Annotated in this window: 17 protein-coding genes; 10 read left to right on the forward strand and 7 right to left on the reverse strand. The window is 32.6% G+C overall.

Annotated elements, in window-relative coordinates:
* Positions 1–61: 61 nt before the first annotated feature.
* From tamL to B0A75_RS08675, 5 genes are all read right to left on the reverse strand, one after another.
* On the reverse strand, positions 62–2380 hold the full coding sequence (gene tamL / locus B0A75_RS08655) for a translocation and assembly module lipoprotein TamL (RefSeq protein ID WP_089053886.1): 2319 nt from the start codon (positions 2378–2380) through the stop codon (positions 62–64).
* A complete protein-coding gene (locus B0A75_RS08660; RefSeq protein WP_089053887.1) occupies positions 2364–7454 on the reverse strand; it encodes a translocation/assembly module TamB domain-containing protein in 5091 nt (1696 codons plus the stop codon). The genes tamL and B0A75_RS08660 overlap by 17 nt, the downstream gene beginning before the upstream one ends.
* Positions 7455–7705: 251 nt before the next feature.
* On the reverse strand, positions 7706–8656 hold the full coding sequence (locus B0A75_RS08665; protein WP_089053888.1) for a GSCFA domain-containing protein: 951 nt from the start codon (positions 8654–8656) through the stop codon (positions 7706–7708).
* 100 nt (positions 8657–8756) lie between these two features.
* Positions 8757–9527, reverse strand: a complete 771-nt coding sequence (locus B0A75_RS08670; RefSeq protein WP_089053889.1) for a hypothetical protein — start codon at positions 9525–9527, stop codon at positions 8757–8759.
* A gap of 202 nt (positions 9528–9729) precedes the next feature.
* Positions 9730–10527 (reverse strand): hypothetical protein, encoded by a 798-nt coding sequence (locus tag B0A75_RS08675; protein WP_089053890.1) that lies wholly within the window; start codon positions 10525–10527, stop codon positions 9730–9732.
* A 220-nt stretch (positions 10528–10747) separates the two neighbouring features.
* On the opposite strand from B0A75_RS08675, the gene B0A75_RS08680 reads away from it, so the two are divergent.
* A complete protein-coding gene (locus B0A75_RS08680; RefSeq protein WP_089053891.1) occupies positions 10748–12493 on the forward strand; it encodes an ABC transporter ATP-binding protein in 1746 nt (581 codons plus the stop codon).
* A gap of 287 nt (positions 12494–12780) precedes the next feature.
* Here B0A75_RS08680 and alaS read toward each other — a convergent pair whose 3' ends face one another.
* A complete protein-coding gene (alaS, locus tag B0A75_RS08685) occupies positions 12781–15411 on the reverse strand; it encodes an alanine--tRNA ligase (protein ID WP_089053892.1) in 2631 nt (876 codons plus the stop codon).
* A 220-nt stretch (positions 15412–15631) separates the two neighbouring features.
* Here alaS and B0A75_RS08690 point away from each other — a divergent pair, with 220 nt between their 5' ends.
* From B0A75_RS08690 to B0A75_RS08730, 9 genes are all read left to right on the forward strand, one after another.
* Positions 15632–16609, forward strand: coding sequence for a peptidoglycan DD-metalloendopeptidase family protein (locus tag B0A75_RS08690; protein ID WP_089053893.1), 978 nt, complete (start codon positions 15632–15634; stop codon positions 16607–16609).
* Between the two features lie 46 nt (positions 16610–16655).
* Entirely contained in the window at positions 16656–16988 is a 333-nt protein-coding gene (locus tag B0A75_RS08695) for a MerR family transcriptional regulator (protein WP_089053894.1), read from the forward strand.
* Between the two features lie 34 nt (positions 16989–17022).
* Positions 17023–17607 carry a LemA family protein gene (locus B0A75_RS08700; protein ID WP_089053895.1) on the forward strand — a complete coding sequence of 195 codons (585 nt, stop codon included), beginning with the start codon at positions 17023–17025 and terminating at the stop codon, positions 17605–17607.
* A gap of 91 nt (positions 17608–17698) precedes the next feature.
* Positions 17699–18136, forward strand: coding sequence for a TPM domain-containing protein (locus B0A75_RS08705; RefSeq protein ID WP_089053896.1), 438 nt, complete (start codon positions 17699–17701; stop codon positions 18134–18136).
* Positions 18137–18139: 3 nt separating this feature from the next.
* The gene (locus B0A75_RS08710) at positions 18140–18970 is read left to right on the forward strand and encodes a TPM domain-containing protein (RefSeq protein ID WP_089053897.1); all 831 of its coding nucleotides are present in this window, start codon (positions 18140–18142) and stop codon (positions 18968–18970) included.
* 109 nt (positions 18971–19079) lie between these two features.
* On the forward strand, positions 19080–19493 hold the full coding sequence (locus B0A75_RS08715; RefSeq protein WP_053470541.1) for an RrF2 family transcriptional regulator: 414 nt from the start codon (positions 19080–19082) through the stop codon (positions 19491–19493).
* Positions 19494–19744: 251 nt separating this feature from the next.
* Positions 19745–22291, forward strand: a complete 2547-nt coding sequence (locus B0A75_RS08720) for a TonB-dependent receptor (protein WP_089053898.1) — start codon at positions 19745–19747, stop codon at positions 22289–22291.
* 225 nt (positions 22292–22516) lie between these two features.
* Positions 22517–23059: a hypothetical protein gene (locus tag B0A75_RS08725; protein ID WP_089053899.1), complete on the forward strand. Its 543-nt coding sequence runs from the start codon at positions 22517–22519 to the stop codon at positions 23057–23059.
* A 108-nt stretch (positions 23060–23167) separates the two neighbouring features.
* On the forward strand, positions 23168–23905 hold the full coding sequence (locus B0A75_RS08730) for a DUF2490 domain-containing protein (protein ID WP_089053900.1): 738 nt from the start codon (positions 23168–23170) through the stop codon (positions 23903–23905).
* 69 nt (positions 23906–23974) lie between these two features.
* Here B0A75_RS08730 and B0A75_RS08735 read toward each other — a convergent pair whose 3' ends face one another.
* Positions 23975–26725 (reverse strand): outer membrane beta-barrel protein, encoded by a 2751-nt coding sequence (locus tag B0A75_RS08735; protein ID WP_089053901.1) that lies wholly within the window; start codon positions 26723–26725, stop codon positions 23975–23977.
* Positions 26726–26769: the final 44 nt, after the last annotated feature.

Raw genomic sequence — 26769 nt, forward strand, 5'->3', positions numbered from 1 at the left:
ACAAAGCATAGAATTAACAAAAATTCGTGAAATTCGTGGCAAAAAAGCGCAGCAAAATCCATTAAAATGGATAACCAATAGCGATATTCAAAATCAGATTATCTTTTCGCCATGTACTGCTTCCAAAATTAATATCATCGATAACCCAGCGTTGTCCGTCTGGCAATGCAGGATTTCGAAGCGGGAAAGCCAAATCTGTTCTTAGAATCAGGAACGATAAATCAAATCGTAATCCAGCTCCAGCGCCTATTGCAATTTGTTTCATAAAATCTTTTGAAATTTCGGCTCCAGGTTTATTCGGGTCGGCATTTAGAAGCCAGATGTTTCCAGCATCGAGAAATACTGCTCCTCTTACAATGCTAAAAAGCTTTGCCCTGTATTCTGTATTAAATTCCAACTTTATATCTGCAGATTGATCTGGTGTGTAATTATCGTTTGTTGTTGGCGGAATCACATAACTTCCCGGCCCTAAAGTTCTTGCTCTAAAGGCACGAATACTATTTGTTCCTCCAACTACAAACTGCTTTGAAGCTGGCAGTGTATTCGAATTTCCGTAAGCAAACCCCGCACCTACTATAAGTCTGCTTGCCAATTCGCTTTCTTTTCCTAATTTTAAATAATGTCTAAAGTCAGATCTAATTTTTACATACTGACTAAATGGAACATCGAGTATTTTTATTGTGTCATTTTTCTTGATATTAGCTCCTGTAACTAAACCTGTAAGATTTCCTGCTAAATCTATTTCGCCATTAAAATAGATTGTATTTTTTCGGCGCTTTTGCATTGTATTGGTATACGTATAACTGTAGGTAGGGCCAAAAATAAGCTGCTTTTCAATTACTTTTCCCAATGCTGCATCTTCTTCAATATCTTCTAAATATTCTGGCGTAACATGATTTGGGCTTACATAAGTTATATCTATAACGTTCAATTGATGCTCTTTACGAATGTTTTCTTTCCATAAATAACCAAATGATGTATTAAAAGAATTCAAAGCATACAACTGCGTTCTTTTTTGATATTCATATCGCACTGTAGCTTTAGTTCTTGGCACAAATTCGCTGTTTCCTTCAATATTAAAAGGAGTTACAAATCTTGGCCAAGTCAAACTTGTTTCGGCCCCAAGCTTATAAATATTTTTACCTTTATTTACACCTCCAAGCTGAAAATCGGCTCCGCCAAAAATAGAAGCCGTCAGCAGTTCCGCACCTTTAAGTAAATTTCGGTTATTCCAATTCAAGTTAATCTCCGTTCCCGTATAACTCGCTGAATTTGTTTTTCCTAAAACTTCAACCCGTATAAACTTTTTAGGCAGAAGCGTTAAATAATAATAAGAATCTAAAGCATTTTTTATGCTGTCTGAAGGCTTGAATTCATTTTTCACAAAACTAAAAGTTCCCAGATTCACAAAGCGATTCAAAGTAAGATTATGATCTTTTCGATTATACAAATCTCCTTTTTTAAAATATATTGTTCTGTCAAAAACCCTTGGTTTAAAAGTCTCTGTCGTGTCAATAATTGTAAAATCCTTGTATTGTGTAATATTCTTTTTTCTATAAACTGCACTGTCGTTTGTTAAAGAATAATTTGGGTAAACAAATATGTTATTAATTTTATATGCGGTTAATGCTTTAGGCGGCGTATCAGGTTTTATTATTATTTTGATTTTTACCTCGTGATCGCCTTTACTGCTGTCTACTCTAGCTAAAAGATAATCCGGATTAAAATAAAAATAACCTTTCTCTTTTAGTCTGGCATCAATACGTTCACGTTCTGCTTTTATAACGTCTAAGTCGTATGGTTTTCCTACTTTCAATAAACTTCTTCGGCTTGATCTTCCAATTATTCTGGACATTGCCAGAGAATCATCAGGAAAAGTTACACTTTTTATTATATACTGTTTTTTTGGTATAACGGTATATTCTGCTGTAACACGTTTACTTCTAACGGTAGAATCTGCACTTACCTGCGTTTTAAAATAACCTCGATTTTCAGTAAAATTTCGTAAAACTGCGGCATTATAATCTAAATCGACTTTGCTAAAAAGTACGGGCGCCTCGCCTACTTTATTTCGCAGCCAATATCTGGTTCCTTTTTGTTTTTTAGGTTCACCGGCAAGATTATAAATCAATAATTTAGGGCGCAGGCCAAAAATCTGTTTGTTAGGTTTTGGGCGCAACAAACCTTCTAATTCTGTTTCTAGAGCTTTTCTATCTTTCTTTTTCATGATCGAGTCTTTCACCGTTACAGATGCTCCTGTATAAAGTAAATCGCCCTCTGGCAGATATTTTGTATTACTGCAGCCTAAGACAAAAAAAAGGCTGAATAGTACAAAATACTCTACATATCGATTTTCTATATGATTATGTTTTTTGCTCATTACCTTTTATTTGATTTTCTTTTAGCTCTTGCTCTTCTTTCTCTTTCTGTTTTCTTTTTTCTTTGCGAATTTTCTCTTCCTTAATCATTTGCTTTTCTTGTTCTGAACGATGAAAAAGCTCTCTAAACTTATTGTAGCTCATCGTAATAATAAAAGCAACTCCAGTTTCTACAACCTGACCTTCTACTGCAACTTGGTATTGATTTTTTCTGTAAGCACGAACCATATATCGGCCGTCTTTTGTAATTTGATAATCTAAGGCAACATCGCCGGCAATATTGGTGCTTTCTTCATTGGCGCGTTCTGCACCTTCAACTCCAAAACTGCTTCCAACAGTTACTTTCAAACGATCATCAAGGAGTTTTTTAGAAACTGCAACATTCAAATCGGTTCTATTTTGCATCGTTCCCGAAGTATAATCTTCAGATGATTCTAAATCAAAATTAATTTCAAATCCTGTAATTAAATCACCTGCCAGATTATTTAATTGCTGCGAAAGAATTTTACTCACACTTTGTCTTGCCAAAGATTCTGCACTCGTACCTCCGCTCTCGCTCGCAAATGGATTTTCACCCACAAATCTATTCAACAATAAAAGGGCAAAAACCTGCTTATTTAATTCTGCAGGATCTTGTTCTAACTGCTTCAGTTTTGCTTGCGTTTTCGACACAACATCAGAAGAAACATCATAATTCCCATCAGGAAGATTGATTCCAAAAGAAATATCTGGCTTCATTAATTCTCCATTCATCTTCAACAAAGTCTGAAAAGGAAGTTTTTGTTTATATGTATTTCTAATCGCTGAATCATCACTTGGAATCTGATTTCCTAACAAATCAATCGGCGCAGCATTTACTTTATAAATTGCTGTAATATTTAAATTTGCCATTGTAGGCTCACCATTCCAAGTAATATAACTTCCTTTTTGAATATCGAATTTTCTTTTAATTCCGTTAAAATTCATTTCATACGCTCCATCCGAAAATTCATATTTCCCTGTTAAAGTTGTTTTTCCTGACTGGTCAATTCCGCCGACTAATTCTGCTTCTCCTTTTAGTTTTAAATAATCTCCATTTGCTTTATCAATCAACAAAGTAAGTTCTGCTTCTTTATCAATTGAAATCGCAACATTTACATCCATTCCTTTTACTTGCGATTGATCCAGTTTATTTTGCAAATCAACAGTTTGTTTTAGATACATATTATCTTCATCAACAAACTCTACAATTCCTTCACGATCGGCTATTGAAGGATCTGACTGCGGCATTACGACCGTAAACTTAGTTTCTTTATTGATTTTGATTGTTCCGCCAACCACAGGACTTTCAAAATTTCCTTTGATAGTAAGTTTGGTGTCTAAAAATAAATCTCCATAGAATAAATCATTATCAACTTCTTTAGAATGTATTGCTCTAAAATCGTCTGCAGTAACAGTCAAATCAAAATTATAATCTCTAAAATCTGTCGATTTTATAGTTCCATTTACTTCTAATTCATTTTGATTTTCATCAGAAAGAGAGAATTTATCAAATAAAATGGTTTCATTATTAAAAGCAATTGTCTCATTTCCTGTTTTAAAATAAGAGTTTAACTGCGTTACTCTAAAACCGGCATCATTAAAATTAAGTTCTCCGTTTATTTTTGGAGCAGCTGCGTTTCCTATAATTTTAAAATTACCCGATAAGTATCCTGTTCCCTCAGTAATGTTTCCCATACTAAAACCTTGAATACTTTTAATATTCAGTTTATTTATGGCAACGTCAAAATCGAAATTTCCTGCATCAATTGTGTAGGTTCCATTCAAATTAACATCATTTCCTTCATCACTCAAAGTCACATTTGCGGCTAGAAGATTTGCTGCTTTGTTGTCTACTTTTACTTCTAAATCTCCTACTTTTTCACCTTTAAAAGTAAAATCATCAATTTTTAAATTTGAAGTAAAAATTGGATTCGTCATTATATTTTCGACTAAAGCAGAACCGTTAATCAAACCTTGCATCAACAACTCATCTTTTTTAACCATATTCATAATGGTTTCGATTTTGAAGTTCACAAAATCAACTTGAAGCGGTGCATTATTCTGTGTTCCCTGCGATTGAACTTTTAATTCATTTCCGTTATTATCCAAATAAAATTTACTGACATATAAACGCTTGCCTCCAAATTCAATCGCATTCTCTGAATCGATATTCCATTTATCATAATTTAGAATAAAGTTCTCAGCATCTATTTTAAATATGTTTTTCGAATCTTCTGCCTTAAATTCCCCGGCAATAAAATACTGTTGCTTATCTTTTGCATCTTTCACTTCAAGTGCATAATTCAATACATTATTTTCAACTTTTCCAGACAAACTGGTAAATGGAATTTTTAACGAGCCGCTTTCAATTGTTGCAATTGAAACTGAGTATTCTAAAGCATTTTCTTTCGCTTCGATATTAATTTTTCCATCAGCAATTGTATTTTCAGCATATACAATTCTTGGGATTGTTCCTTTTATTTCTAAAGAATCGGTTATGTTATTGTAGTTTCCTGAGATTTTAATGGGTTCTAAACTAGTAAGTTTTGGAATCAGTTTAAACAAAATTGGATCATTGTTTACGGTCAAGGTAAAAGCTAATCTTTGTTCATCAGATTCTCCGTTTACTTTCGGATTTTTTAAATCGATATATTTTGACAATGATTTTTTAATGGCTGCAGCCAAAGTTGTCAATTTGTATTTTCCATCTACTTCTGCTTTTAAAAACTGAGAAGATATTTTAATATTATTTCTAGTATTATCTGAAAAAGCAATTACACGCACCGAATCTAAAACAATCGGCTCAGTATCTTGCAAAATCTGAATATTCGAAAGAAACACTTTTCCGTTCAAAAAATCTGGATTACTATTCGCGATATCTGCGTCGATATTTCCACGAAGTTTCATTGGCCCCGCATGCAGATTCAATTTTTCTAAATCGGCAATGTCAAGATTTAATTTAAGTTTTACGGTTGGAAATTTATCTTTTGTATCACCGCTCGCTGTTAAAGTAAAATTCAAATTAGGGTCTTGCATTCCTGATTTTACAGCAAAAGAACCATTTGCAATATTTCCTTTTAATGCTAAATCTTTATAAGTATAACGATTAAAAACGGCTTTCTTAACCAATCCGTCAATTGCTGCATTTGCCGTTTTTGGGTCTAGACCGTTTCCTTTTACTTTCGCTTTAAGCGTAATTTTTCCGATTGAGTCATTTTTGATCAATCTGCCTAAATCAAAATCAAGCAAATAAACGGTCGCGTCATATTTCTCTCTTTTTTTAATTCGTTGATCAAATAAAGCGTCCACTTTTGCATTTCCAAAACTGCTGTTTAAAGTCAAATTGGTTTTAAAATTCTGAGCCGAACCTTTAAACTTTCCGCTTAGATTAAGCTGAGACGGCAATTGAATGTTTTTCGGAATTGTTCCTGCGGGTACAAACGAATTAATATCTTTTGAAGTGCTCGACAGTTTTTTAATATCTAAATCATAATATGCTTTTTGTGCGTCAGGAAGTCCCGTAATTTTTCCCGAAAGAGAAACTTTTGTAGTTCCAATTCCGCTCATTTCAAACTTCGGAATATTTAAGTCTTTTACCTTTCCGTTTACACGACTGTTTACATATAAAATTGCATTTGGATTACTTTTAAAAGGGTTTGTTTTCTGTAAATCCGGCACAAACAATAAAATATCTTTAAAACCTATTTTTGATTCTTTAAAATCAGCATCAATAGAAAGATTTGCAATGTCTTTTTGAAGTGCGGCAAGTGATTTATATGCTGCTTTAATTTTATCTTTTACAAGTGTTTGCGGAGTTTTTAAATACAGATTGTTTAAATAGGCATTTTGAGGTCCGTAAAAGAAATCTGTTTTTAAAGCCTGAATATTCAAGCCGCTTTTTTCGCTTACCGTCAGTGCTTTTATGTTTCCCGAAATCGTATCATTGGCATAATACAATTTCTCAGCCTGAAAGTTCATTTTACTTAAATCTAAATGACTGTAATCTAAACCCTTTGAAATTGGTTTTGACTGCATATCATCAAATTTAAAAGCAACATTTTCTATGTCGATTTTATTTAGTTTCGCTTTCCAGCCGGCTTGCTTGATTGCTGTTGTATCTAAATTTGGAGTTTGAATTTGTTTGTCTTTTATTCCCAATCTCAGATTTCCGCTTAAATCTTTAAGTTCAAAAGCATTAAGATCAACAAGCTGTTTGTCTAAATTAATTTCATTGAATGATAATTTTAAACTTCCGAGTTTTATTCCTGAATCTAATTTTGAATCTTTGTTATCATAAGCAATATCAATTTTTGACAAACTGATTTTACCTAATTTTAAATTGAAATCCGTTCGCTGCGAAATTGTATCAGCGGTTTTTACTGAAACTTCGGCAATTTTTTCTACAACGTCCTGATTCAAAACTAATTTTAATCCATCAAGATCAATATTCGGAATATCAAAATTCATTTTATCGAGATCAAATTCCTTGAATTTGGTGCCAAAATGTGTTAGTTTTACGCGAACATCGTTCTTCGAATAATCATCTTTAAAGTTGAAATTAACGTTATCGAGATTTATTTTTACAACTGATATTTTAAAGGGTTTACTATCTGGATCCTCTACTTGTGCCTCTTTAGATTCAAAGGCTTTGATGATATAATCGAAATTGAAAACGCCGTCTTTGTTTCGTGAAATATTGGCTTTTACATTTTCTAGCGAAACAGAGTTAATCTCTAGTTCACTGCTGACAATTTTAAAAAGATCTACATCCAATTCTAAACGTTTTCCTGCCAGAAGTGTATCTTTTTTTTGATCTTCAAAATAAAATCCCTCCAAAACTATGTCTTTTGGAAATTTAATTGAGATATGGTCTAAGGAAACTTTAGTTTTAATTTTATCTTGAAGATAAGTAACTGCTTTGTCTTTTACATAATTCTGAACTGACGGAATCTGAATTAGGATAATAAGAAGTAATAAAAGCGTAATTACAGAAACCAAGCACCATAATAGTACACGTAATGTTTTTTTTATATAATGAATGGTTTTCTTATTCATGCGCTGCTAACACAATTAGATTATAGTTGCATTTTGTATAAAACGGCATCGCTGCTGTTTACAAATTTGTAAATTTTAATTCTTAACAATTTACACAATTACATGCAATTATTCCAAATTTTATAGGTAAATAATTGTTTTCTTACTTTTTTTTGTTCAACCGCGAAGACACTAATTTGCTGATTTTTTAGAATACATTTAGCAAAAATCTATTGTCCAATACTAATCAAACAACAATATAGTTCTCAAAATTAGAACTTAATATGCGGTAATTTTTCTCCTAAAAGATCTATTTTATTCTGAAGTTTTGCTAAGAATTTTTGATGCTGCTCTGATTCAGGATTAAAACTGCGATGGCGTAAGCTTTTTTGAATTTCATCTACTTCCTGCATTGCTGAAAAGTTTTCTTGTGAAATACAATTCTCACTAAAAAGTTTCCAAATATAATCGATCGCTATTTGGTTAGGATGCAGCATATCTTCGGCGTAAAAACGATAATCGCGAAGTTCGTCCATCATAATTTCGTAAGAAGGGAAATAGTTGAAAGTCGAAAGTCGAAAGTCAAAAGTTTGATGCAAAGCTGTAAATAAATGTGACTTGCTTAATTGATTTTCGACAAATCCATCTTTTATATGACGTACTGGAGAGATCGTAAAAATGAAGTTTATATTAGAATTTAAAGCGTTAATTAAATCGATTGTGTTTTGAATACTTTTCTGAATTACATCAACTGATAATAATTGCTTTGAAAATTGCTTTTGAGGCACTTTATGACAATTGGCAACGACTTCATTACTTTCAATATTTCTATAAATCCACGAAGTTCCAAAAGTGATAATAATGTGAGTAGCTTCTTTAATTTTTATGTGCGTTTCTGTAACAGCTTTATTAAGTGTTTCGAGTAATTCTTGCCTGTCTGAATTGCTTAAATCAGAATGGACTTCAAAACTATGCCAGCGCTCGTTATGAAAAAAAACATCTTTCTCTGTAAATAGATCTTGCTTGCAAACTCTTTCCACTATTTTTTCAATTGAAACAGGATTGAATATAATTCCAAACGGATTTGTCTCATTCTGAAATTTAAAATAATCAAATTTATCCGCCATATTTTCTGCAAAACAAGAACCAATAGAAAGTACTCTCGAATTATAATCGATTGGATGATTACTTTTTGAAATTGGAATTTGGGTTCTGAATTGCATGGCTTTTTATTTAAACACGAATTTCACCAATTTTCACCAATAAAAAAACCAAATACAAAAGTATTTGGTTTCTAGTTGAGTTTTAAACTTATTTGTATAATTAATAAGTGTATATTGTAGTCTCTTCATTCTTAAAAGAGTCAGTTTCAGTTTGTTTTACAGGATACCCTTTTTCATTGTATTCATAAACAGTATTCAAAACACTTGTTGTCGTGTTTTCTCCATATTTATAAACATTTGTTGATTTTGTTACATTATTAATAGAAGCACTCGTATCAAAATCAACTAACAAATTAAAACCTAAAATATTTTTACGTGGACTGTTTTTACTGTCATACTCATATGTTTTATTATAAGTATTGCCACTATAAGTCTCTGTTTTATTGATAAGATTACCATTTAAATAGGTTAAAACTCCTTCTGAGCTTTTTTCTTCTTTTTTTGTCACAGGGTCAACAGAATATGTTATAAATGAAATTGTACCATTAGCATTATGCGTATATACATTTTTAGATATATATATTTTCTCTTTAGATATTTCTGTTAATAAATCTATTTTTAATTTTCCATTTTCATAGGTAAACTCATTTTTTGAACTAATATTTCCTTCTTTTGCAATATCTTCAATTTTAGTTATTACACTTCCAGTGTATGTATAAACTTCTTTGTCACCACCACTATATGTTGTACTTACTATTTTATTCCCATTATACACAATTGTTGACAAATCGTTGTCTCCAGGTTCATTTGAATATATATAATTAACCGTTTTTGGTAAAATTACATTTGTTTCATTTTCAGAATCATCACTAGAGCAAGAAGAAATTAATACTGTTGATAAGGCTGTAAAAAGGCATAAAATTTTTTTCATTTTGATTTGGTTAAAATTATTATTGCTGCAAACGTACTGTTATACAAAATCAAAACCTTACGGGATTCCACATTAAAAAATACAAATAAGCTTTATATGCTTCGTAATGTATTAATGGTAAACAAAATATATAAGCAATTCCTTAGTAAAAAAACCAAATACGGAAGTATTTGGTTTTTTGTCAACATAAAATTATTTATACTTAATAAGTATATTCTGTTGTAGAATTGATTGTCGTACCATCAGTTCTAAATTCAGTTTTCTTAGTTGGATATCCATCTGAATTATATTCATATGTTGTTTTATAAACATAAGTACCAGAAGTAGATGTATCAGTATGTTTAAGAAGATTATTAACATCTGCCTCATCCTGATCAAGCAATAAACTAAATCCTAAAATATTTTTACTTGGATTATTATTTGTATCGTACTCATAAAGTCTTGTAGTAACATACACTGGCTCTGAAGCTGTTTGAGAATCTACCTTTTTTATCAAATTACCATTTTGGAATGTCAAAACTTCAAGATAAGAATTTTTTGTTTCTATTCCTGTTGTAGCGTTTGTACTGTATGATTCTTTATTAATTGTACCATCAGTATTATAAGTGTAAACTGATCTGCCTTTGTATTGACCAGTTGGAAATTGTGAAGTAAAATTTTCAGCGTAAGCAACACTTGTTAACTTTTCTAAGTTGTAACTATATACTACTTCATACGTTTTTGTAGCTTTACTATCTACAATATCATAATCAGCTTCTTTTATAATTTTATTTCCGTCATAAGTATATTCAGTTTTGTTATTATTACTGACAATGCTCACAATTTTATTTCCATCGTAAGTAAATGTTGCAGTATTATTTTCTTCAGGATAAGCGGGATTAGTATATTTTACCGTTTTAGGCAAAATTGCAGTTTTTGTTTTCCCTGAGTTATCATCATTTGAAGAACAAGATGTAATTGTTAAAATCAAAGCGCCAAATAAGCATAAAAATTTTTTCATAATCAATTAAGTTTATAGTTTATATTATTTTGCAAAAATAAAAACACACAAACCTGAAAATAAGAACTATACGCTTTTTAAATATCAAAATAAGACAACATACACTTTGATAATTAGATTATAACATTAAACAAAATTTACATTTTTAATAACAAAAACCAACTTCACAAACTAAAACAATTCCTTACTTTTGCATCTTCCACTTTTCTAAAAAACATCTATGAAATTATTATATTCTTATATAATCAAACATAAAATGCTCTTATTTTTTGCTTTGATTATGGCCTCTATCAACATTTGTTTCAGTTTATCAGACTCTATTATTACAGGTAAATTAATGCAGGACTGCGGTGTTGGACTGGCAAAATACAAAGGAAACGAAATGGCTTTTATAAAATCGTTATCCTTCTGGCTTGGGCTTTCGCTTGCTGCAGCGATGATTTCCAGGATTACCAAAAACTTTCAGGATTATTTTACCAATGTTGTAATTCAGAGAACTGGTGCTCAAATGTATACGGACGGAATTAAAAAATCACTCGATTTACCTTATGCCGAATTTGAGGATCAACGAAGCGGTGAAACTTTGAGTAAATTAACTAAAGTTCGAACTGATTCTGAAAAGCTGATTACGCTTTCTATTTCATTGATTTTTCAAACTATAATCGGATTCATATTTGTAATTGTTTACGTTGCTCGAATCGATTTTCGTATTTCAATCATTTTTTTAATCACAGCTCCAATTATTGCTTTAGTAAGTTCTTATTTGGGTAAAAAAATTAAAGTTGTTTCTAGAAAAATCGTGAATCAAACTAATGCTTTGGCTGGTTCTACAACAGAGAGTTTACGAAATATCGAATTGGTAAAAAGTCTAGGTTTAACGTATCAGGAAGAGAAACGTTTGAATTTAAATACATTCAAGATTCTGCAGTTGGAATTAGAAAAAATCCGTTTTATTAGAAGTTTGAGTTTTATTCAAGGAACAACGGTTCATTTTTTAAGAACTTGTGTCGTTTTCACGTTGTATTATTTCTTGTTTGGAAATAAAATCATTGTGGGTGATTTACTAACAATGGTATTTTTTACTTTTTTCATTTTTGGTCCACTTCAGGAACTTGGAAATTTCATTATTGCAGTTAATGAAACTAAAGTTTCAATGGAGAATTTCAAAACTTTACTGAGCGCTCCGAAAGAATTCCGCCCGAAAAACCCTAAACATGTTGGAGCCATTCAATCCTTATTATTTTCGAATGTAAGTTTCAAACATAGAACGGCAAAATTTAAAGCGGTTGAGAATATTAATTTTGAAATTAAACAAGGACAGACTGTTGCTTTTGTTGGTCCGTCGGGCTCAGGAAAAACCACTTTAGTAAAATTATTGGTTGGTTTGTATACACCCGCAGAAGGCCGAGTTCTTTACAATGATATTGATTCGACCGAAATTGATTTACTTGATTTACGAAAACAGTTAGGTTTTGTCACACAAGATGCACAGTTATTCTCAGGAACTATTCGTGAAAACTTACTATTTGTAAAACCAAATGCAACCGATGAAGATTTATATGATGCTTTAAAGCGTGCAAGCTGCGACAAACTTCTTAAACGTGCCGAAGATGGTTTAAACACTACAATAGGCGAAGGCGGAATAAAAGTTTCTGGCGGAGAAAAACAACGTTTATCTATTGCCAGAGCTATTCTGAGAAACCCGAATTTATTGATTTTTGATGAAGCAACTTCGGCTTTGGATTCGATTACTGAAGAAGAAATTAATGCTACAATCAGAAATATATCTGATAAAAATAGAATAACAGTTTTAATCGCGCATCGTTTATCAACTGTAATGCATGCTGATAGAATATTTGTTTTAGAACAAGGTAAAATAATCGAGCAAGGTAAACATGAAGATTTGATTATTGAAAAAGGACTTTATTACGCTATGTGGCGCCAGCAGATTGGCGAGCGTAAGTAGGTTTTCTAAAGGTTCTAAGATACTAAGGAACTAAGGTTCTAAGTTTCTTTAACAATCGAAAAACTTACTATTTGTCATTTCAACGAAGGAGAAATCGCACTAGTATATCGACAAAGATTGGCGACTTTCTTTTACGGATTTCCGCGTGTGATTTCTCCTTTCAGTCGAAATGACATAAAATGAGAAAATATTATAAATACAAAACCCGACAGATTTTAAAAATCTGTCGGGTTTGTTTTTCATATATCAAAACCTCAGAGCCTTAGTCCCTTAGTATCTCAGAACCTTTATTTAACAAAATCAACCGCTTTAGCCAAAGCCTCAGCAATTCCGTCAACATTTTTACCTCCTGCAGTTGCGAAGAAAGGTTGTCCTCCTCCTCCACCTTGAATATATTTTCCTAATTCGCGAACAACTTGTCCAGCGTTTAAGTTTTTGGCAGCTACAACTTCTTTAGAAATATAACATGTTAACATTGGCTTACCTTCGTGAGCTGTAGCGAAAACTACAAATAGATTATTATAAGAATTACCCAATTCATAAGCTAAATCTTTTGCTCCTTCTGGATTTAAATCTACTTGTTTAGCTAAGAATTGAACTCCGTTGATTTCTTGCAATTCTTTCGCCAAATCCGCTTTCATATTTTTAGCTTTATCTTTCAATAAAACCTCCAATTGTTTTTTCAATTGAGCATTTTCGTCTTGCAATGCCTGAATCGCTTTTACAGGATCTTGAGCGTTTTTAAGTGCTTCTTTAATTTCACTAAAAGAAACAGCTTGAGACTCAAAATACTCTTTTGCTGCCTCACTTGTAATGGCTTCAATTCTTCTAATCCCTGATGCAACAGCACCTTCAGAAACAATTTTAAAATGCCAAATATCAGATGTATTTGCAACGTGTGTTCCTCCGCATAATTCAACTGAATCTCCAAATTTAATCATACGAACTAAATCGCCGTATTTCTCTCCAAACAAAGCAATTGCGCCTTCTTCAAGAGCTTGATCTTTTGGGATTGCTCTTTTCTCGATTAATGGTAGACTTTCACGAATCCTTGCATTTACGAAATTCTCTACTTCTGCCAATTCCTCGTCACTAACTTTAGAAAAGTGTGAAAAGTCAAAACGTAATGAAGAATTACGAACCATCGAACCTTTTTGCTCAATATGAGTTCCTAAAATTTTTCTCAAACCTTGGTGCAATAAATGCGTAGCCGAATGATTTGATGAAGTTTTAGCTCTTTGAGTAGCATCTACAACAGCATTAAAAGTTCCTGTAATATTTTCAGGCAGCGATTTTGCTAAATGTATTGTTTGGTTATTCTCTTTTTTAGTATCGATGATATAAATAATATCTCCGTTTTGAGATTCTAAATATCCTTTATCACCTGTTTGTCCTCCGCTTTCTCCATAAAATGGAGTTGCATTGAAAACCAATTGGTAGATTTCACCATCTTTTACACTGTCAACTCTACGGTATTTTGTTATTTTTACTTGGTGAGATAATCTGTCATAACCTATAAACTCCTGAATATCATCTTCAACAATTACGTTCCAGTCTCCAGCCGTAACTTTTGAAGCAGCACGAGATCTTTCTTTTTGTAATTGCAATTGTTCTTGGAATCCAGCTTCATCCAGTTTCAATCCTTTTTCAGAAAGAATCAAAGCCGTTAAATCGATTGGAAAACCATAAGTATCATACAATTCGAATGCTTTTTTACCATCGATTGTATCACCTTGATTATTTAAAATTACAGCATCTAAAAGAATCAAACCTTGATCTAATGTACGTAAGAAAGAGTTTTCCTCTTCACGAATTACATTCGAACAAAGTGCTTTCTGCGTTCTGATTTCTGGGAAAGAATCTCCCATTTGCTCGCTCAAAGTTTCAACCAATTTATAAATGAATGGCTCTTTTGTGTTTAAGAATGTAAATCCGTAACGAATTGCACGACGCAAAATTCTACGAATTACATATCCAGCTCCTGTATTTGACGGTAATTGTCCATCGGCAATAGCAAAAGCTACAGCACGAACGTGATCTGCCACAACACGAATTGCGATATTTACTTTGTCTTCGGCTTCGTTTGAAGCTTTAACAGTATAATTTGCTCCTGTAATAGTTTCGATTTCTCTAATCAAAGGCATGAAAACATCAGTATCATAGTTTGATGTTTTTCCTTGTAATGCCATACACAAACGCTCAAATCCCATTCCGGTGTCAACGTGTTGTGCAGGAAGTTTTTCTAGAGAACCGTCAGCTTTACGGTTGAATTCCATGAATACATTATTCCAGATTTCAACAACTTGCGGATGATCGTTATTCACCAAACTTTTTCCAGAAACTGCAGCTTTTTCTTCTGGAGTACGTAAATCAACGTGAATTTCAGAACAAGGTCCGCATGGTCCTTGATCTCCCATTTCCCAGAAATTATCTTTTTTATTTCCAAGAATAATTCGGTCTTCGTCAATTAAAGTTTTCCAAATATCCCAAGCTTCCTGATCAAACGGAACGTTATCTTCTTTACTTCCTTCAAAAACAGAAACATAAAGATTCTCTTTTGGAATTTTATACACTTCTGTCAATAATTCCCAAGCCCAGTTGATTGCTTCTTTCTTAAAATAATCTCCAAAAGACCAGTTTCCTAACATCTCAAACATAGTGTGGTGGTAAGTATCGATACCAACCTCTTCAAGATCATTATGTTTTCCTGAAACACGAAGACATTTTTGCGTATCGGCGATTCTTGGACTTTTTGGAGTTCCATTCCCTAAGAAAAATTCTTTAAACTGGGCCATTCCCGAGTTATTGAACATTAAGGTTGGATCGTCTTTAAGTACAATAGGAGCCGAAGGAACAATTGTATGCCCTTTACTCTCAAAAAAATCTAAAAATTGTTTACGTACGTCTTGTGATTTCATGTTTTATAATGAGATAATTTGAAAATGTGTCAATTAGATAATGCGACAATTAAATAATTAAAAATAATTCTTAAACAATAATTAACTAATTGTCACATTTTCTAATTATCTAATTATCTAATTGCTTTATCTTGAAAAAAAGCCCCGAACAACTGAAACATTTACTAATTTTGTTCGACTAACTACTTTTACAAGCTGCAAAAATAGGGTATTTTAAAATATGGCGAAAGTAAAATATTATTACGACTCAGAAAATCTGGCTTATACAAAAATAAAAACCAGAAAAAGGATTAAATTCGGCTATGTTATGCTGTTTTTATTGGCTTCGGCGTTATTTGGTTTTTTAGTTTTTGTACTTCTGCTAAACACTCCCTATTTTGAAACCCCAAAAGATCGTTTGCAAGCACGTGAAATCGAAAATCTAAAACTGCATTATTCTATTTTGAATAAAAAAATGGATGAAATTGACGCTGTTGCTGAAGCACTAGAAGATCGAGACAATAATATTTACAGAGTTTATTTTAATAAAGCTGAAATTCCAGATTCTATTAGAAAAGCTGGATTTAGAGATCCTGAAAGATATAAAAGATTAGAAGGATACAATAATTCGCAATTGGTTCTAAACACCACAAAACGAATCGATAAACTTTCAAAGGAGCTGGCAATTCAATCTAAATCATTAGACGAAATATTAAAATTGGCAAGCACTAAAGGAAACTTATTGTTAGCCATTCCGGCAATTCAGCCCGTTCAAAATGAAAGTCTAAAAAGAGTTGCATCTGGTTTTGGATATAGAATCGATCCTTTTACGAAAGTGAGAAAAATGCACAACGGAATGGATTTTACTGCCAGCACTGGCTCTCCTGTTTTTGCCACTGGAGACGGTGTTGTCGAAAGAGCTGATGCGGCTGCATCTGGATTTGGAAATCATGTTGTAATCAGGCATGGTTTTGGTTACGAAAGTTTGTACGCTCATTTAAGCAAGTACAATTGTCGACCGGGACAAAAAGTAAAAAGAGGAGATATAATTGGTTATGTAGGAAGCACCGGAAGATCTGAAGGACCGCATTGTCATTATGAAGTTCATAAAGATGGTAAAGTCGTAAATCCGCTGAATTTTTATTATGGAAACATTTCTGCAGTCGAATATGTTGCGATTTCTCAAATGGCAAACCAAGAAAATCAGTCATTAGATTAATAGTATAAAAAGTACTATTTTTGAAATAAATTAGAAAGAAAAAAACATGCACATTGAGCTTTCAAAAGATAAAAGATATTTCAGTATTGGCGAAGTTGCCAAAGCTTTTAATGTCAATGCATCATTAATTCGGTTTTGGGACAGCGAATTTGATATTCTGAAACCAAAAAAGAATGCCAAAGGCAACAGAATGTTTACGCCTGATGATATTACCAATTTACAATTGATTTATCATCTTGTTAAAGAAAGAGGTTTTACACTGGAAGGCGCAAAAACACACTTAAAAGAGGGTCAAAAGAAAACATTAGATAAATTCGAAATAATACGTAAATTAGAGACGATAAAAACACAATTGAACGAAATAAAAAACGAATTGTAATTAAAAATAGAAATAAACTTAAATCAAAACTAATATGAAAAAATGGTTAATCCCTGTAGGAATTATTGTTGTACTAATTGCTATTGTTGCATTTTGGTCAATTGGAATTAAAAATACTGCTTTACAGCACAGTCAAGCGGTTAACAAAGATTGGGGAAATGTACAAACTGCTTACCAAAGAAGAAATGACCTTATTGGAAACTTAGTAAACACGGTAAAAGGTGCTGCTGATTTTGAAAAATCAACTTTAACGGCGGTTATTGAAGCTCGTGCAAAAGCTACTTCTGTAACTATTGACCCAAGTAATGTAACTCCAGAACAATTAGCACAATTCAACCAAGCTCAAAGCGGCGTAACTTCATCATTATCAAGATTATTGGTTTCTGTTGAGCAATACCCAACTTTAAAAGCTAATGAGAATTTCTTAAAATTACAGGATGAATTAGCTAGTACTGAAAACCAAATTTTAACAGCTAGAACTCGTTTTAACGAAAGCGTACAAGTTTATAATGGTTACATTTTATCGATCCCGAACAAATGGTTCTTGAGTGAATACAAAGAAAAACCATACTTTGAAGCTGTAGCAGGTGCTGATAAACCAGTTGAAGTAAAATTCTAAGAATTAGATTTAATATTTTAGATTAACGATTGTAGATTTTAGAATTAATCTGAAATCTACAATCGTTAATTTTCACTCAAAAATAATTTCAATGTCAAAAGTAGAAGATTTTTTAAGCAAAGAAGAAGAGCAAGAAATTGTTGAAGCTATTCGTATGGCCGAAAAAAACACTTCTGGCGAAATTAGAGTTCATATAGAAAGAACATCTTCTAAAGCTCATTATGACCGAGCTTTAGAAGTTTTTCATGAATTAAAAATGCATGAAACCAGATTAAAAAATGGTGTATTGCTTTATTTTGCTGTTGATGATAAAAATTTTGTAATCTGCGGCGACAAAGGAATTAATGATTTAGTTGCAGACGATTTTTGGCATTGTACCAAAGACATTATGACTAATCATTTTAAATCCGGAAACTTTAAACAAGGTATTGTTGATGGCATTTTGAATGCAGGCGAGCAATTGAAAAAATATTTTCCTTCATTGGCAGACGATACAAACGAATTATCTAACGAAATCTCAAAAGGATAAATAATGAAAAATTCAAAAAATAAAATCTTAAATTCCAATAGAATTTTTCAGTTTGCCTTTTTACTTATAGTGCTTTTTACTTCTAATAGTATTTTTGCACAATTTGAGATTCCTAAAAAACCTGATTTTCAAACCTCGGTATATGATTATGCGAATGTTTTAAGTGCTTCTGAAAAAACGCAGTTAGAAGAAAAACTAATTCGATATTCAGATTCTACTTCAACACAAATTGTAGTCATTACAATTGAAAGTTTAAAAGGAGAAGACGTTAGTCAATTGGCAACAAAATGGGCTCAAACTTGGGGGCTAGGCCAAGCAAAAGAAGACAATGGTGTTATTATCTTACTGGCAAAAGCCGAAAAGAAAATCGCTATAAATCCTGGATATGGCTTGGAAGATAGATTGACAGCTGGTATTGGCGGAACCATTATTCGTAATATTATTATCCCTGAATTTAAAGCAGGAAGTTATTACCGTGGACTTGATAAAGGTGCCGACGCACTTTTTGACGTTTTTACTGGCAAATATAAAGGCGAACGCAAACAATCTAAAGGGAAAGATTTCCCAATACTCCCGTTCATTATAATTGTTGTAATTGTTTTAATTTTACTCTCTCGAAATAAAAGAGACGGAGGAGGAAATTCTGGCAACAATGGCGGCGGCGGTCCCAGCCTGCTCGATGTAATTATTCTAAGTAATCTTGGTAGAAGCAGCGGCGGATTTGGAGGTTTTGGCGGCGGATCATCTGGAGGTGGTTTTGGCGGAGGCGGAGGCTTCGGCGGTGGATTTGGCGGCGGAGGATTCTCTGGTGGTGGTTCTAGCGGAGGCTGGTAAACTAATTTTGTTTTATATACCAATTCGGCTAAAGCTTAGTATCAAATTTTCTTTGTTTTAGGTTTCAAGTTTAAAAAATCTTACTTTTACAAATTACAATTCAATATAGATGTTATCACATAAAGCAAAATACGCCCTTAAGGCCTTACTTTATTTAGCAGAACAAGACGAAAATCACATTTCTAGAACTATAGAAATTGCTGATGGCGCTAACATTCCTAAAAAGTTTTTAGAACAGATTTTATTAGATCTAAAACGAGGACGTTTTGTGAGCAGCAAGCAGGGAAAATTTGGTGGATATTATCTGATAAAATCAAAAAACGACATCACTTTGGCAGAAATTCACCGATTATTTGACGGTGCAATTGCACTTTTGCCATGCGCTTCTTTAAATTTTTATGAGCCTTGCTCTGATTGTAAAACCGAGTCTGAATGCAGTCTGCGTCACGGTTTAATGCTTATCAGAGATAAAACTTTGAAGGCAATGGAAGGCATCACAATCGCTTCATTAGTAAACAAATAAAAAAATATTTTCTAATTCCTAGTAAATCCATAGAATTAATTATATATATTTGCCAAAAATAATTAACAAACCATTTACAAAATTTTAACTCATGAAAGTACATTTTAGTTCATCAGGTGTAACAAAACTTTGGCAAAACAATTCTACAAGACTTTTCGAAGCTGTGAAAAGCAATTCCTCTATAATGTGTATGTGTTGATTTAAAAAAATTTTATTTTAAACTCTACTAATCACATATACTTAATATAAAAATGAAAACATTTACACAAAATATCTTTACAATAGTATTCTTTTTAATCTTCTCTGTCTCATTTGCACAAAACATTGAAGGTGTTGTTACAACAAGCGAAAATATACCTTTAGAAGCCGTTAACGTAGTAGTTAAAGGAACTACTAACAGCGCTGTTACTGACAACAGCGGAAAATTCACAATCGATTCAAAAGGAAGACTGCCTTTGACTCTTTTAATTCAGTACGTTGGATATACAACAGCTGAAATCGAAGTAACTGCAATACCAGTAAATCCAATTCAAGTTCTGCTAAAAGAAGAAAATGAACTTATTGAAGTTGTAGTATCTTCAAGACGTCGTATCGAAAAAGTTCAAGATGTGCCAATTGCGATCTCAGTTATTACTGGAAAACAGGCTGAGCAAACTGGAGCTTTTAATGTTAATAGAATTAAAGAATTAGTTCCATCAGTACAACTTTATTCTTCAAACCCAAGAAATACAGGTATCAATATTAGAAGTTTAGGCTCTCCTTTCGGATTGACAAATGATGGTATTGATCCAGGTGTTGGTTTCTACGTTGATGGTGTTTACTATGCACGTCCGGCAGCTACAACTCTAGATTTTATCGACATCGAACAAATTGAGGTATTGCGTGGTCCGCAAGGATCATTGTTTGGAAAAAACACAACTTCGGGAGCCTTTAATATAACAACTCGCAAACCAAGTTTTACTACTGGTGCAGATTTTGAAGTAAGCTACGGAAATTTTGCTTTCTTGCAAGCCAAAGCTTCGGTAACTGGCGCTTTAGGTAAAAAGGTTGCTGGTAGATTGTCTTTCTCTGGAACTCAACGTGATGGTTTAGTTGATAATATTGTAACTGGAAGACCTACAAATACATTAAACAATCAAGGAATTAGAGGTCAATTACTTTTTACACCTTCTGTAAATACAAATATTATTCTGGCTGCTGATATTACAACACAGCGTCCAGATGGATACGCTCAGGTTATTGCAGGTGTTGCGCCTACACAAAGAGCAGCTTATCGCCAGTTTGATGCTATTATCAAAGATTTAAATTATAAGCTTCCAAGTCAAAATGCATTTGATCGTAAAATTGATCAAGATACACCATGGCGTTCTGGACAAGATATGGGAGGTGTTTCGTTGAATATTGACACAAAAATTGGAGGCGGAACTCTTACTTCTACAACTGCTTGGCGTTTTTGGAATTGGGATCCGTCAAACGACAGAGATTTTACAGGATTACAAGTATTGGCTAAATCGCAAAACCCAACAAGACAAACACAGTTAACACAAGAAGTACGTTATGCAGGGCAACTTACATCAAAATTAAGCGGTGTTGCTGGAGTATTCTTCATTGACCAAACATCGCAAACAAATGGTACCGAAGAATCTGGAAATGCACAATGGAGATTTGCTCAAAGTTCAACAAGCCCATTATGGAAAACTCCAGGTCTTTTTGAAGGTTACGGCATCAAAACCGACGCTCGTATTAGAGCATCAAGTGCTGCAGTATTTGGACAATTGGACTGGGCATTAACGGAACGTTTACATGTTTTACCAGGTTTGAGATATAACTTCGATAAAAAAGATGCTCATTATGCTAGAACAACATACGGCGGATTGCAAACAACAGATCCTGCATTGCTGGCTTTGAAAAAACAAGTTTACTCAGATCAAGCTTTTGATTCTAGTACTGATAATACTGATTTTTCAGGAAATATTACTGTTACTTATAAATTCAGCGACAAAATCAACGCTTACGGAACTTATGCTAAAAGTTACAAACCAGTAGGTGTAAATGTTGCTGGTCTGCCAACAGATTCAAAAGGACAGCCATTGTTAGATCTTGCAGTTATTAAACCTGAAAAGGTGAATCACTATGAGATTGGAATTAAAACTTCTCCGTTTAAAAATTCTATTTTCAATTTAGCCTTTTTTGATACTGATATTAAAGATTTTCAAACAAACGTTCAAGCTGCAGAATTGGGTGTAAATAGAGGTTATCTTGCTAATGCTGACAAAGTACGAGTAAAAGGCGCCGAGCTTGATGCTAGTTTTGTTGTAAACACACACTTAACTATAAATGCAGCTGCGACTTATACTGACGGTAAGTATGTTAAATTTACAAATGCACCGCTTCCATTAGAAGAAACTGGAGCTCCGGTATCGTTCAAAGATGTTTCTGGAACTGCTTTACCAGGTGCTTCAAGATGGGCAGGATCTTTAGGAGGTGAACTTTCTGATAATGCAAGATTTTTTGGAAATGCAGGAAAAGTTTTTGTAGCTGTCGATTCATACGCTCGTTCTGAATTTTCCTCAAGCCCTTCGGCATCAAAATATTTAGTTGTTCCGGGTTATGCAATCTTTAATGCTCGTTTAGGTTTCCGTGCATCACAAGGATTATCAGTTCACTTTTGGGGACGAAATCTTTTAAACAAAGATTATTATGAGCAATTATTGCCAGCGGGAGGAAACGCTGGACAATATGCTGGTGTACTTGGTGATCAAAGAACTTACGGAGTTACATTGAAATACAACTTATAACTCTAACTTAAAGTTAGAAACTAAATGACGAGATACGTTTAAAGCGTATCTCGTTTTTTTTTATCAAAAGAATACAAAAGACATAAACTGTTATTTTAAAAACTTTTAGCAGCATTTTGTTTCATTTTTAAAAATGATCTTTATTTATTGATGATTTTATGTAAATGAATCTTTTTCTTAATCTCGGCAATAGCAATATCAAACGGGAATTAATCAAATACAAAAATGCAGTACTACTACAATTTTACAGTTTCAAAAAACCAGATTTCATTTGATCCATATTGGTATCGTAAATCTAATTTACTTCAAAACTTCATTTTAGGGGTAATTATTTTAGTATTAGGAGTCTCCTCTTCGCATTTAATCGAGTTAAGAGGCGGATTATTTATCTCCTTTCTTATTACTACTTTTATATTTCTCAATGGCATTTACAGATGGAAAATTAAAAATAAAACAACATTACTTTTTGACAAAACTGATGGTGCTCTTTATAGAATTACACCGCTTGAAAAAAAGAAAATCATTGCATTTAACAGCATTTTAAGTATTACGACAAAATCAAGATCACTCCATTTTAATTATATTCTGACAGTTAAAAACAAAACTTTAATTAAAAATATTTATTTAACTGATGATATAAAAGTTGAAAATCAAAATAATCCTGAGGTACGTTTTTTAGAAATGGAAATTATCCCTCAATTGGAGTCCTTTTTAAACTTAAAAAAAGAAGGTTTTACGGTTGTTGATTCTGAATTAATTAACATTTAATTTTCAAAACAATCACAAAATCAAACCAAAAGCGTAATAAAAAACGATTCCTATTTCAATTCATTTATTCTCATTTGTATATATTCGCAGCCTGAATTTATTGGTTGAATGAAGTTTTTCAAATTAGTACTTATTTTAAGCTTAATAAGTCCCTCTTTATCGGCGCAAAATCAAAAGAAAACTGATCAACAGACACTGACTTGGATTAGGTATTACAATATCTTGCCTTTGAGCGAGAAATGGGCATTTCACTCTGAATTTGACAATCGAAGCTTTCTTAATCCTATTCATGAAAACTTATTTGCAATACGAATTCAAGGACGATATCGTGCTACAAAAACTATCGATTTAGGCGGAGGTTTTGCTTATTTTAATGTAAATACTCAAGACCCAAATGTTGATCCTGATTTTTCGATTCCAGAATATCGAGCACAGCAGGATATTACTTTTATAAACGATATCGCCAAAATCACTTTTCATAATCGTTTTCAGCTTGAAGAACGCTTTTTTCAGAAAGCGACCAAAACAGAATTACTTGACAACTATTGGTTTGCTTACCGATTCCGTTATAGACTGCAGTCAACATTTACGTTATGGGAAAAAGAAAAACGAAGTTTAAAAGCAACAATATCTGATGAAATCATGTTTAATTTCGGAAAAGATAACAAGCGAAATACATTCGATCAAAACAGACTTTATGCAGCGCTTCGCTATCACATTAACCCAAACATTGGTTTAGAACTAGGTTACTTAAAAAGCTTTCAAAGACGCGCCAGCGGAATCGATTTTTATGACCGAGATATTATCCGGTTTACAATTTATCATAAGATTAATCGAAGATTTTAGATTTAAAAAAAAAACCGANNTCGGTTTTTTTTTTAAATCTTTGCTCCTTTGCTCCTTTGAACCTTAAAATCAAAATCCTCTTTGTTTTCTTCCTTTTTTACTTTCGGCAAAGTTTCCAATTTTATAAGCTAGAGAAAACATTACATATCTTTTTAAAACTGTATTTTCTTCATCTCGAATCGAAGTTGGCGAAATGGTTCTTGTCGCGCTTTGATTCTGATTTAAAACATCATATACTTTTACTTTTGCATATAATTTTTTATCCAAAAACCCATAAGATAAACTTGTATTCCAAAGGAAAAAATCCTTTTTAAAATCATCTGAAATATTTGAATTATATGTATATCCAAAATCATTTCCGAAGATTAAATTAGCAGGCCAATACGATGTTGTCTGCATATTAATTCTGTGAATTACGTTTGAAGTAGCATCTCTCGAATAATTTTCATAACGTGTTTCATTATAAGATAAACTATAAGATGGCGCAATTGAAAGCACTTCTCCATAATCATAAGAAGCATATACACTTGGAGTAATTACAACTGATTTTGCATAATACAAAACCGCATTTGTAAATCCTTTATCAAAATTATAATTACCGCTTAAACGCAAACCGTATCTGATTGTATGTGCATCTTTCTTAATCTGCTGATTCCAGTTTCCTCCAAGCGAAGCTGAATAAGTTCCTGAAATGTTTACGTAAGTTGTGTTTCTTTTTCCACTATCATCATAAATCGAGGTAGAAACAACATCATTATTATAATAATCTCCTTTAAGGAATAAACTATAACCTGAACGCGTTCTAAAATCAAAATTTTTAAAATCGATACCTGCTGTATTTTTTTCAATCGGATTTAGATTTGGATTTCCTACAACGCTATTCAGCGGATTATTTAAATCAGCAACTGGCATTAATTGTGTTGCTGACGGAAGCGCATTAGAATAATCGTATTTAAAAGTTAAGTTTTTAGAACGATTAAATTTATATCGAAGCTGTGCTGTTCCATAAGGCAGCATATATCTTTTATTCAGATCTGTAGTTTGATTTAAATAAAAAGAATGATTATCAAACTCTACAATTGATGTTCTCGAATTTACATTAAGTGTAAATTTACTTTTCTGCCAGGAAATACCAACTTTTGGTGTAATCGAGTTTTGCTTTGATGTTGTATAATTAGTCAGCGATAAATTTAAATCTGAATATTCTTGTGATGCATCGTCAAAATTAAATGTTTTTTGATCGTTCATTGAACTCTGCCAGTCAAAATTGGTTCCGAATCTTAATCTAAGTGAATCTGTAACTGGTTCTGTATATTCTACATCAAGTGAATACGCATCACTTTTTGATTCATTTTTTGCATTCTGATTTCTTTCATCATTTGGCTTATTATCCTGATAAAAAATAGTCTCAGAAATGTTGATTCCGTTCGAATCATTTTTAGTGTTATTGTTATTAAAAACCACACTTAAATTTCGCGATTCCTTTTCAAAAGTTTTGTTGAAATTAATACTATTGGCAAAACTCGTATTAGAACTTTCTGTATGCGATGCAGCTGTACTTTCGTTTAAAGCGTCGCCATTTTCATTCTCAGAAAAAGTCGAAGAAGAAGAATTGCTGTTTGATTGAGATAAATTCAATTTAGGAGCAAAAACAATCTGCATAGAAGGATTGATTTTGTATTCTAATTCAAAATTGGCTTTGTTTCCTGTGTTTTCATTTTTAGTTTTAGAATCCGCTTCGGTCAAAATATTTCCTGTTGGCAAGAAACTAAGCTGATTCGATTTACTTTCGTTTTTGGTCACAGCATTGGTAAAATTATAACTGCTCATAAACTCCAAATTTTTTGTCCAGTCATCAGAATAATTAATTCCAGCCAAAGTAGACTGCGTAATTCCCTTTCCTCCGCTTCCAGAACCTTGACCGCCGCCTCTTGCATTTCGTCCGCCTCCCATATTATCAAATACCTCATCCATCGAGAATCCGGTTGAGTTGATATTGTTGGATGAAGCCAGTACACTTATTTTTTGTTTGTTCTTAAAAAAGTTCATCATTAAACTGCTCTCATAACGTTCGTCTGAACCATATCCGCCAAGCACTTTTCCGAAATAACCTTTATTTTTTTTCTCGTCGATTGTAATATTTATACTCGAATAATCTGAAGTCGATTCTTGTTTTGCAAGTTCTTCTTTTTTGGTTTTAAAATCAGAAACCTGAACTTTTTTAATAATATCAGCCGGAAGATTTTTAATAGCAATAGCTCCATCTTTATCAAAAAATGCTTTTCCGTTGACTAAAACCTGATTGACTTCTCGCCCATTTACTGTAATTTTTCCAGTATTATCAACATCAAATCCTGGCAGCTGTTTCAATAAAGTTTCCACGTTTGCATCTGGACGCACTTTATAAGAACCAGCATTAAATTCTAGTGTATCTTTTTTAATGGTAATTGGCGGTGCTTCACTTTTAACTATTACTTCATTTAAAACATTTGCATTTTCAAGCATATACAGCTTTCCGAAGTCTTTACTTTCTGTAAGTCCTTTTTGTTCTTCGTAATAGGTCTGATATCCCGTATAATTTACTTTTAAAAAAACTGGTTTATCATACTTTTTAGTATTGATAATAAAATTTCCGTTTTTATCGGTCGTAGCATATTCTATAATTGTAGAATCTTTTACAGCTGTAAAATAAACCGTAGCGAGCTCGAGAGGAAGCTGTGAATTAATATCAACTACAGTTCCTTTAACAACAATATTATTCTGTGCATTTGCCGAATAAACAAAAGCTAAAAACAATAGAAATGAATAAATTTTGGTCATAAAATTGGGTTAGTTAGATCAGTAAGACTTAAATAATTGCAAAA

The organism is Flavobacterium oncorhynchi, assembly GCF_002217355.1.
Classification (GTDB): Bacteria; Bacteroidota; Bacteroidia; order Flavobacteriales; family Flavobacteriaceae; genus Flavobacterium; species Flavobacterium oncorhynchi.

Coding starts and splice junctions, on each gene's coding strand:
- B0A75_RS08735 (WP_089053901.1), bottom strand. CDS start 26,725: ATGACCAAAATTTATTCATTTCTATTGTTTTTAGCTTTTGTTTATTCG.
- B0A75_RS08705 (WP_089053896.1), top strand. CDS start 17,699: ATGTCAAAAGTAGAAGATTTTTTAAGCAAAGAAGAAGAGCAAGAAATT.
- B0A75_RS08720 (WP_089053898.1), top strand. CDS start 19,745: ATGAAAACATTTACACAAAATATCTTTACAATAGTATTCTTTTTAATC.
- B0A75_RS08730 (WP_089053900.1), top strand. CDS start 23,168: ATGAAGTTTTTCAAATTAGTACTTATTTTAAGCTTAATAAGTCCCTCT.
- tamL (WP_089053886.1), bottom strand. CDS start 2,380: ATGAGCAAAAAACATAATCATATAGAAAATCGATATGTAGAGTATTTT.
- B0A75_RS08680 (WP_089053891.1), top strand. CDS start 10,748: ATGAAATTATTATATTCTTATATAATCAAACATAAAATGCTCTTATTT.
- B0A75_RS08695 (WP_089053894.1), top strand. CDS start 16,656: ATGCACATTGAGCTTTCAAAAGATAAAAGATATTTCAGTATTGGCGAA.
- B0A75_RS08665 (WP_089053888.1), bottom strand. CDS start 8,656: ATGCAATTCAGAACCCAAATTCCAATTTCAAAAAGTAATCATCCAATC.
- alaS (WP_089053892.1), bottom strand. CDS start 15,411: ATGAAATCACAAGACGTACGTAAACAATTTTTAGATTTTTTTGAGAGT.
- B0A75_RS08670 (WP_089053889.1), bottom strand. CDS start 9,527: ATGAAAAAAATTTTATGCCTTTTTACAGCCTTATCAACAGTATTAATT.
- B0A75_RS08690 (WP_089053893.1), top strand. CDS start 15,632: ATGGCGAAAGTAAAATATTATTACGACTCAGAAAATCTGGCTTATACA.
- B0A75_RS08710 (WP_089053897.1), top strand. CDS start 18,140: ATGAAAAATTCAAAAAATAAAATCTTAAATTCCAATAGAATTTTTCAG.
- B0A75_RS08675 (WP_089053890.1), bottom strand. CDS start 10,527: ATGAAAAAATTTTTATGCTTATTTGGCGCTTTGATTTTAACAATTACA.
- B0A75_RS08725 (WP_089053899.1), top strand. CDS start 22,517: ATGCAGTACTACTACAATTTTACAGTTTCAAAAAACCAGATTTCATTT.
- B0A75_RS08715 (WP_053470541.1), top strand. CDS start 19,080: ATGTTATCACATAAAGCAAAATACGCCCTTAAGGCCTTACTTTATTTA.
- B0A75_RS08660 (WP_089053887.1), bottom strand. CDS start 7,454: ATGAATAAGAAAACCATTCATTATATAAAAAAAACATTACGTGTACTA.
- B0A75_RS08700 (WP_089053895.1), top strand. CDS start 17,023: ATGAAAAAATGGTTAATCCCTGTAGGAATTATTGTTGTACTAATTGCT.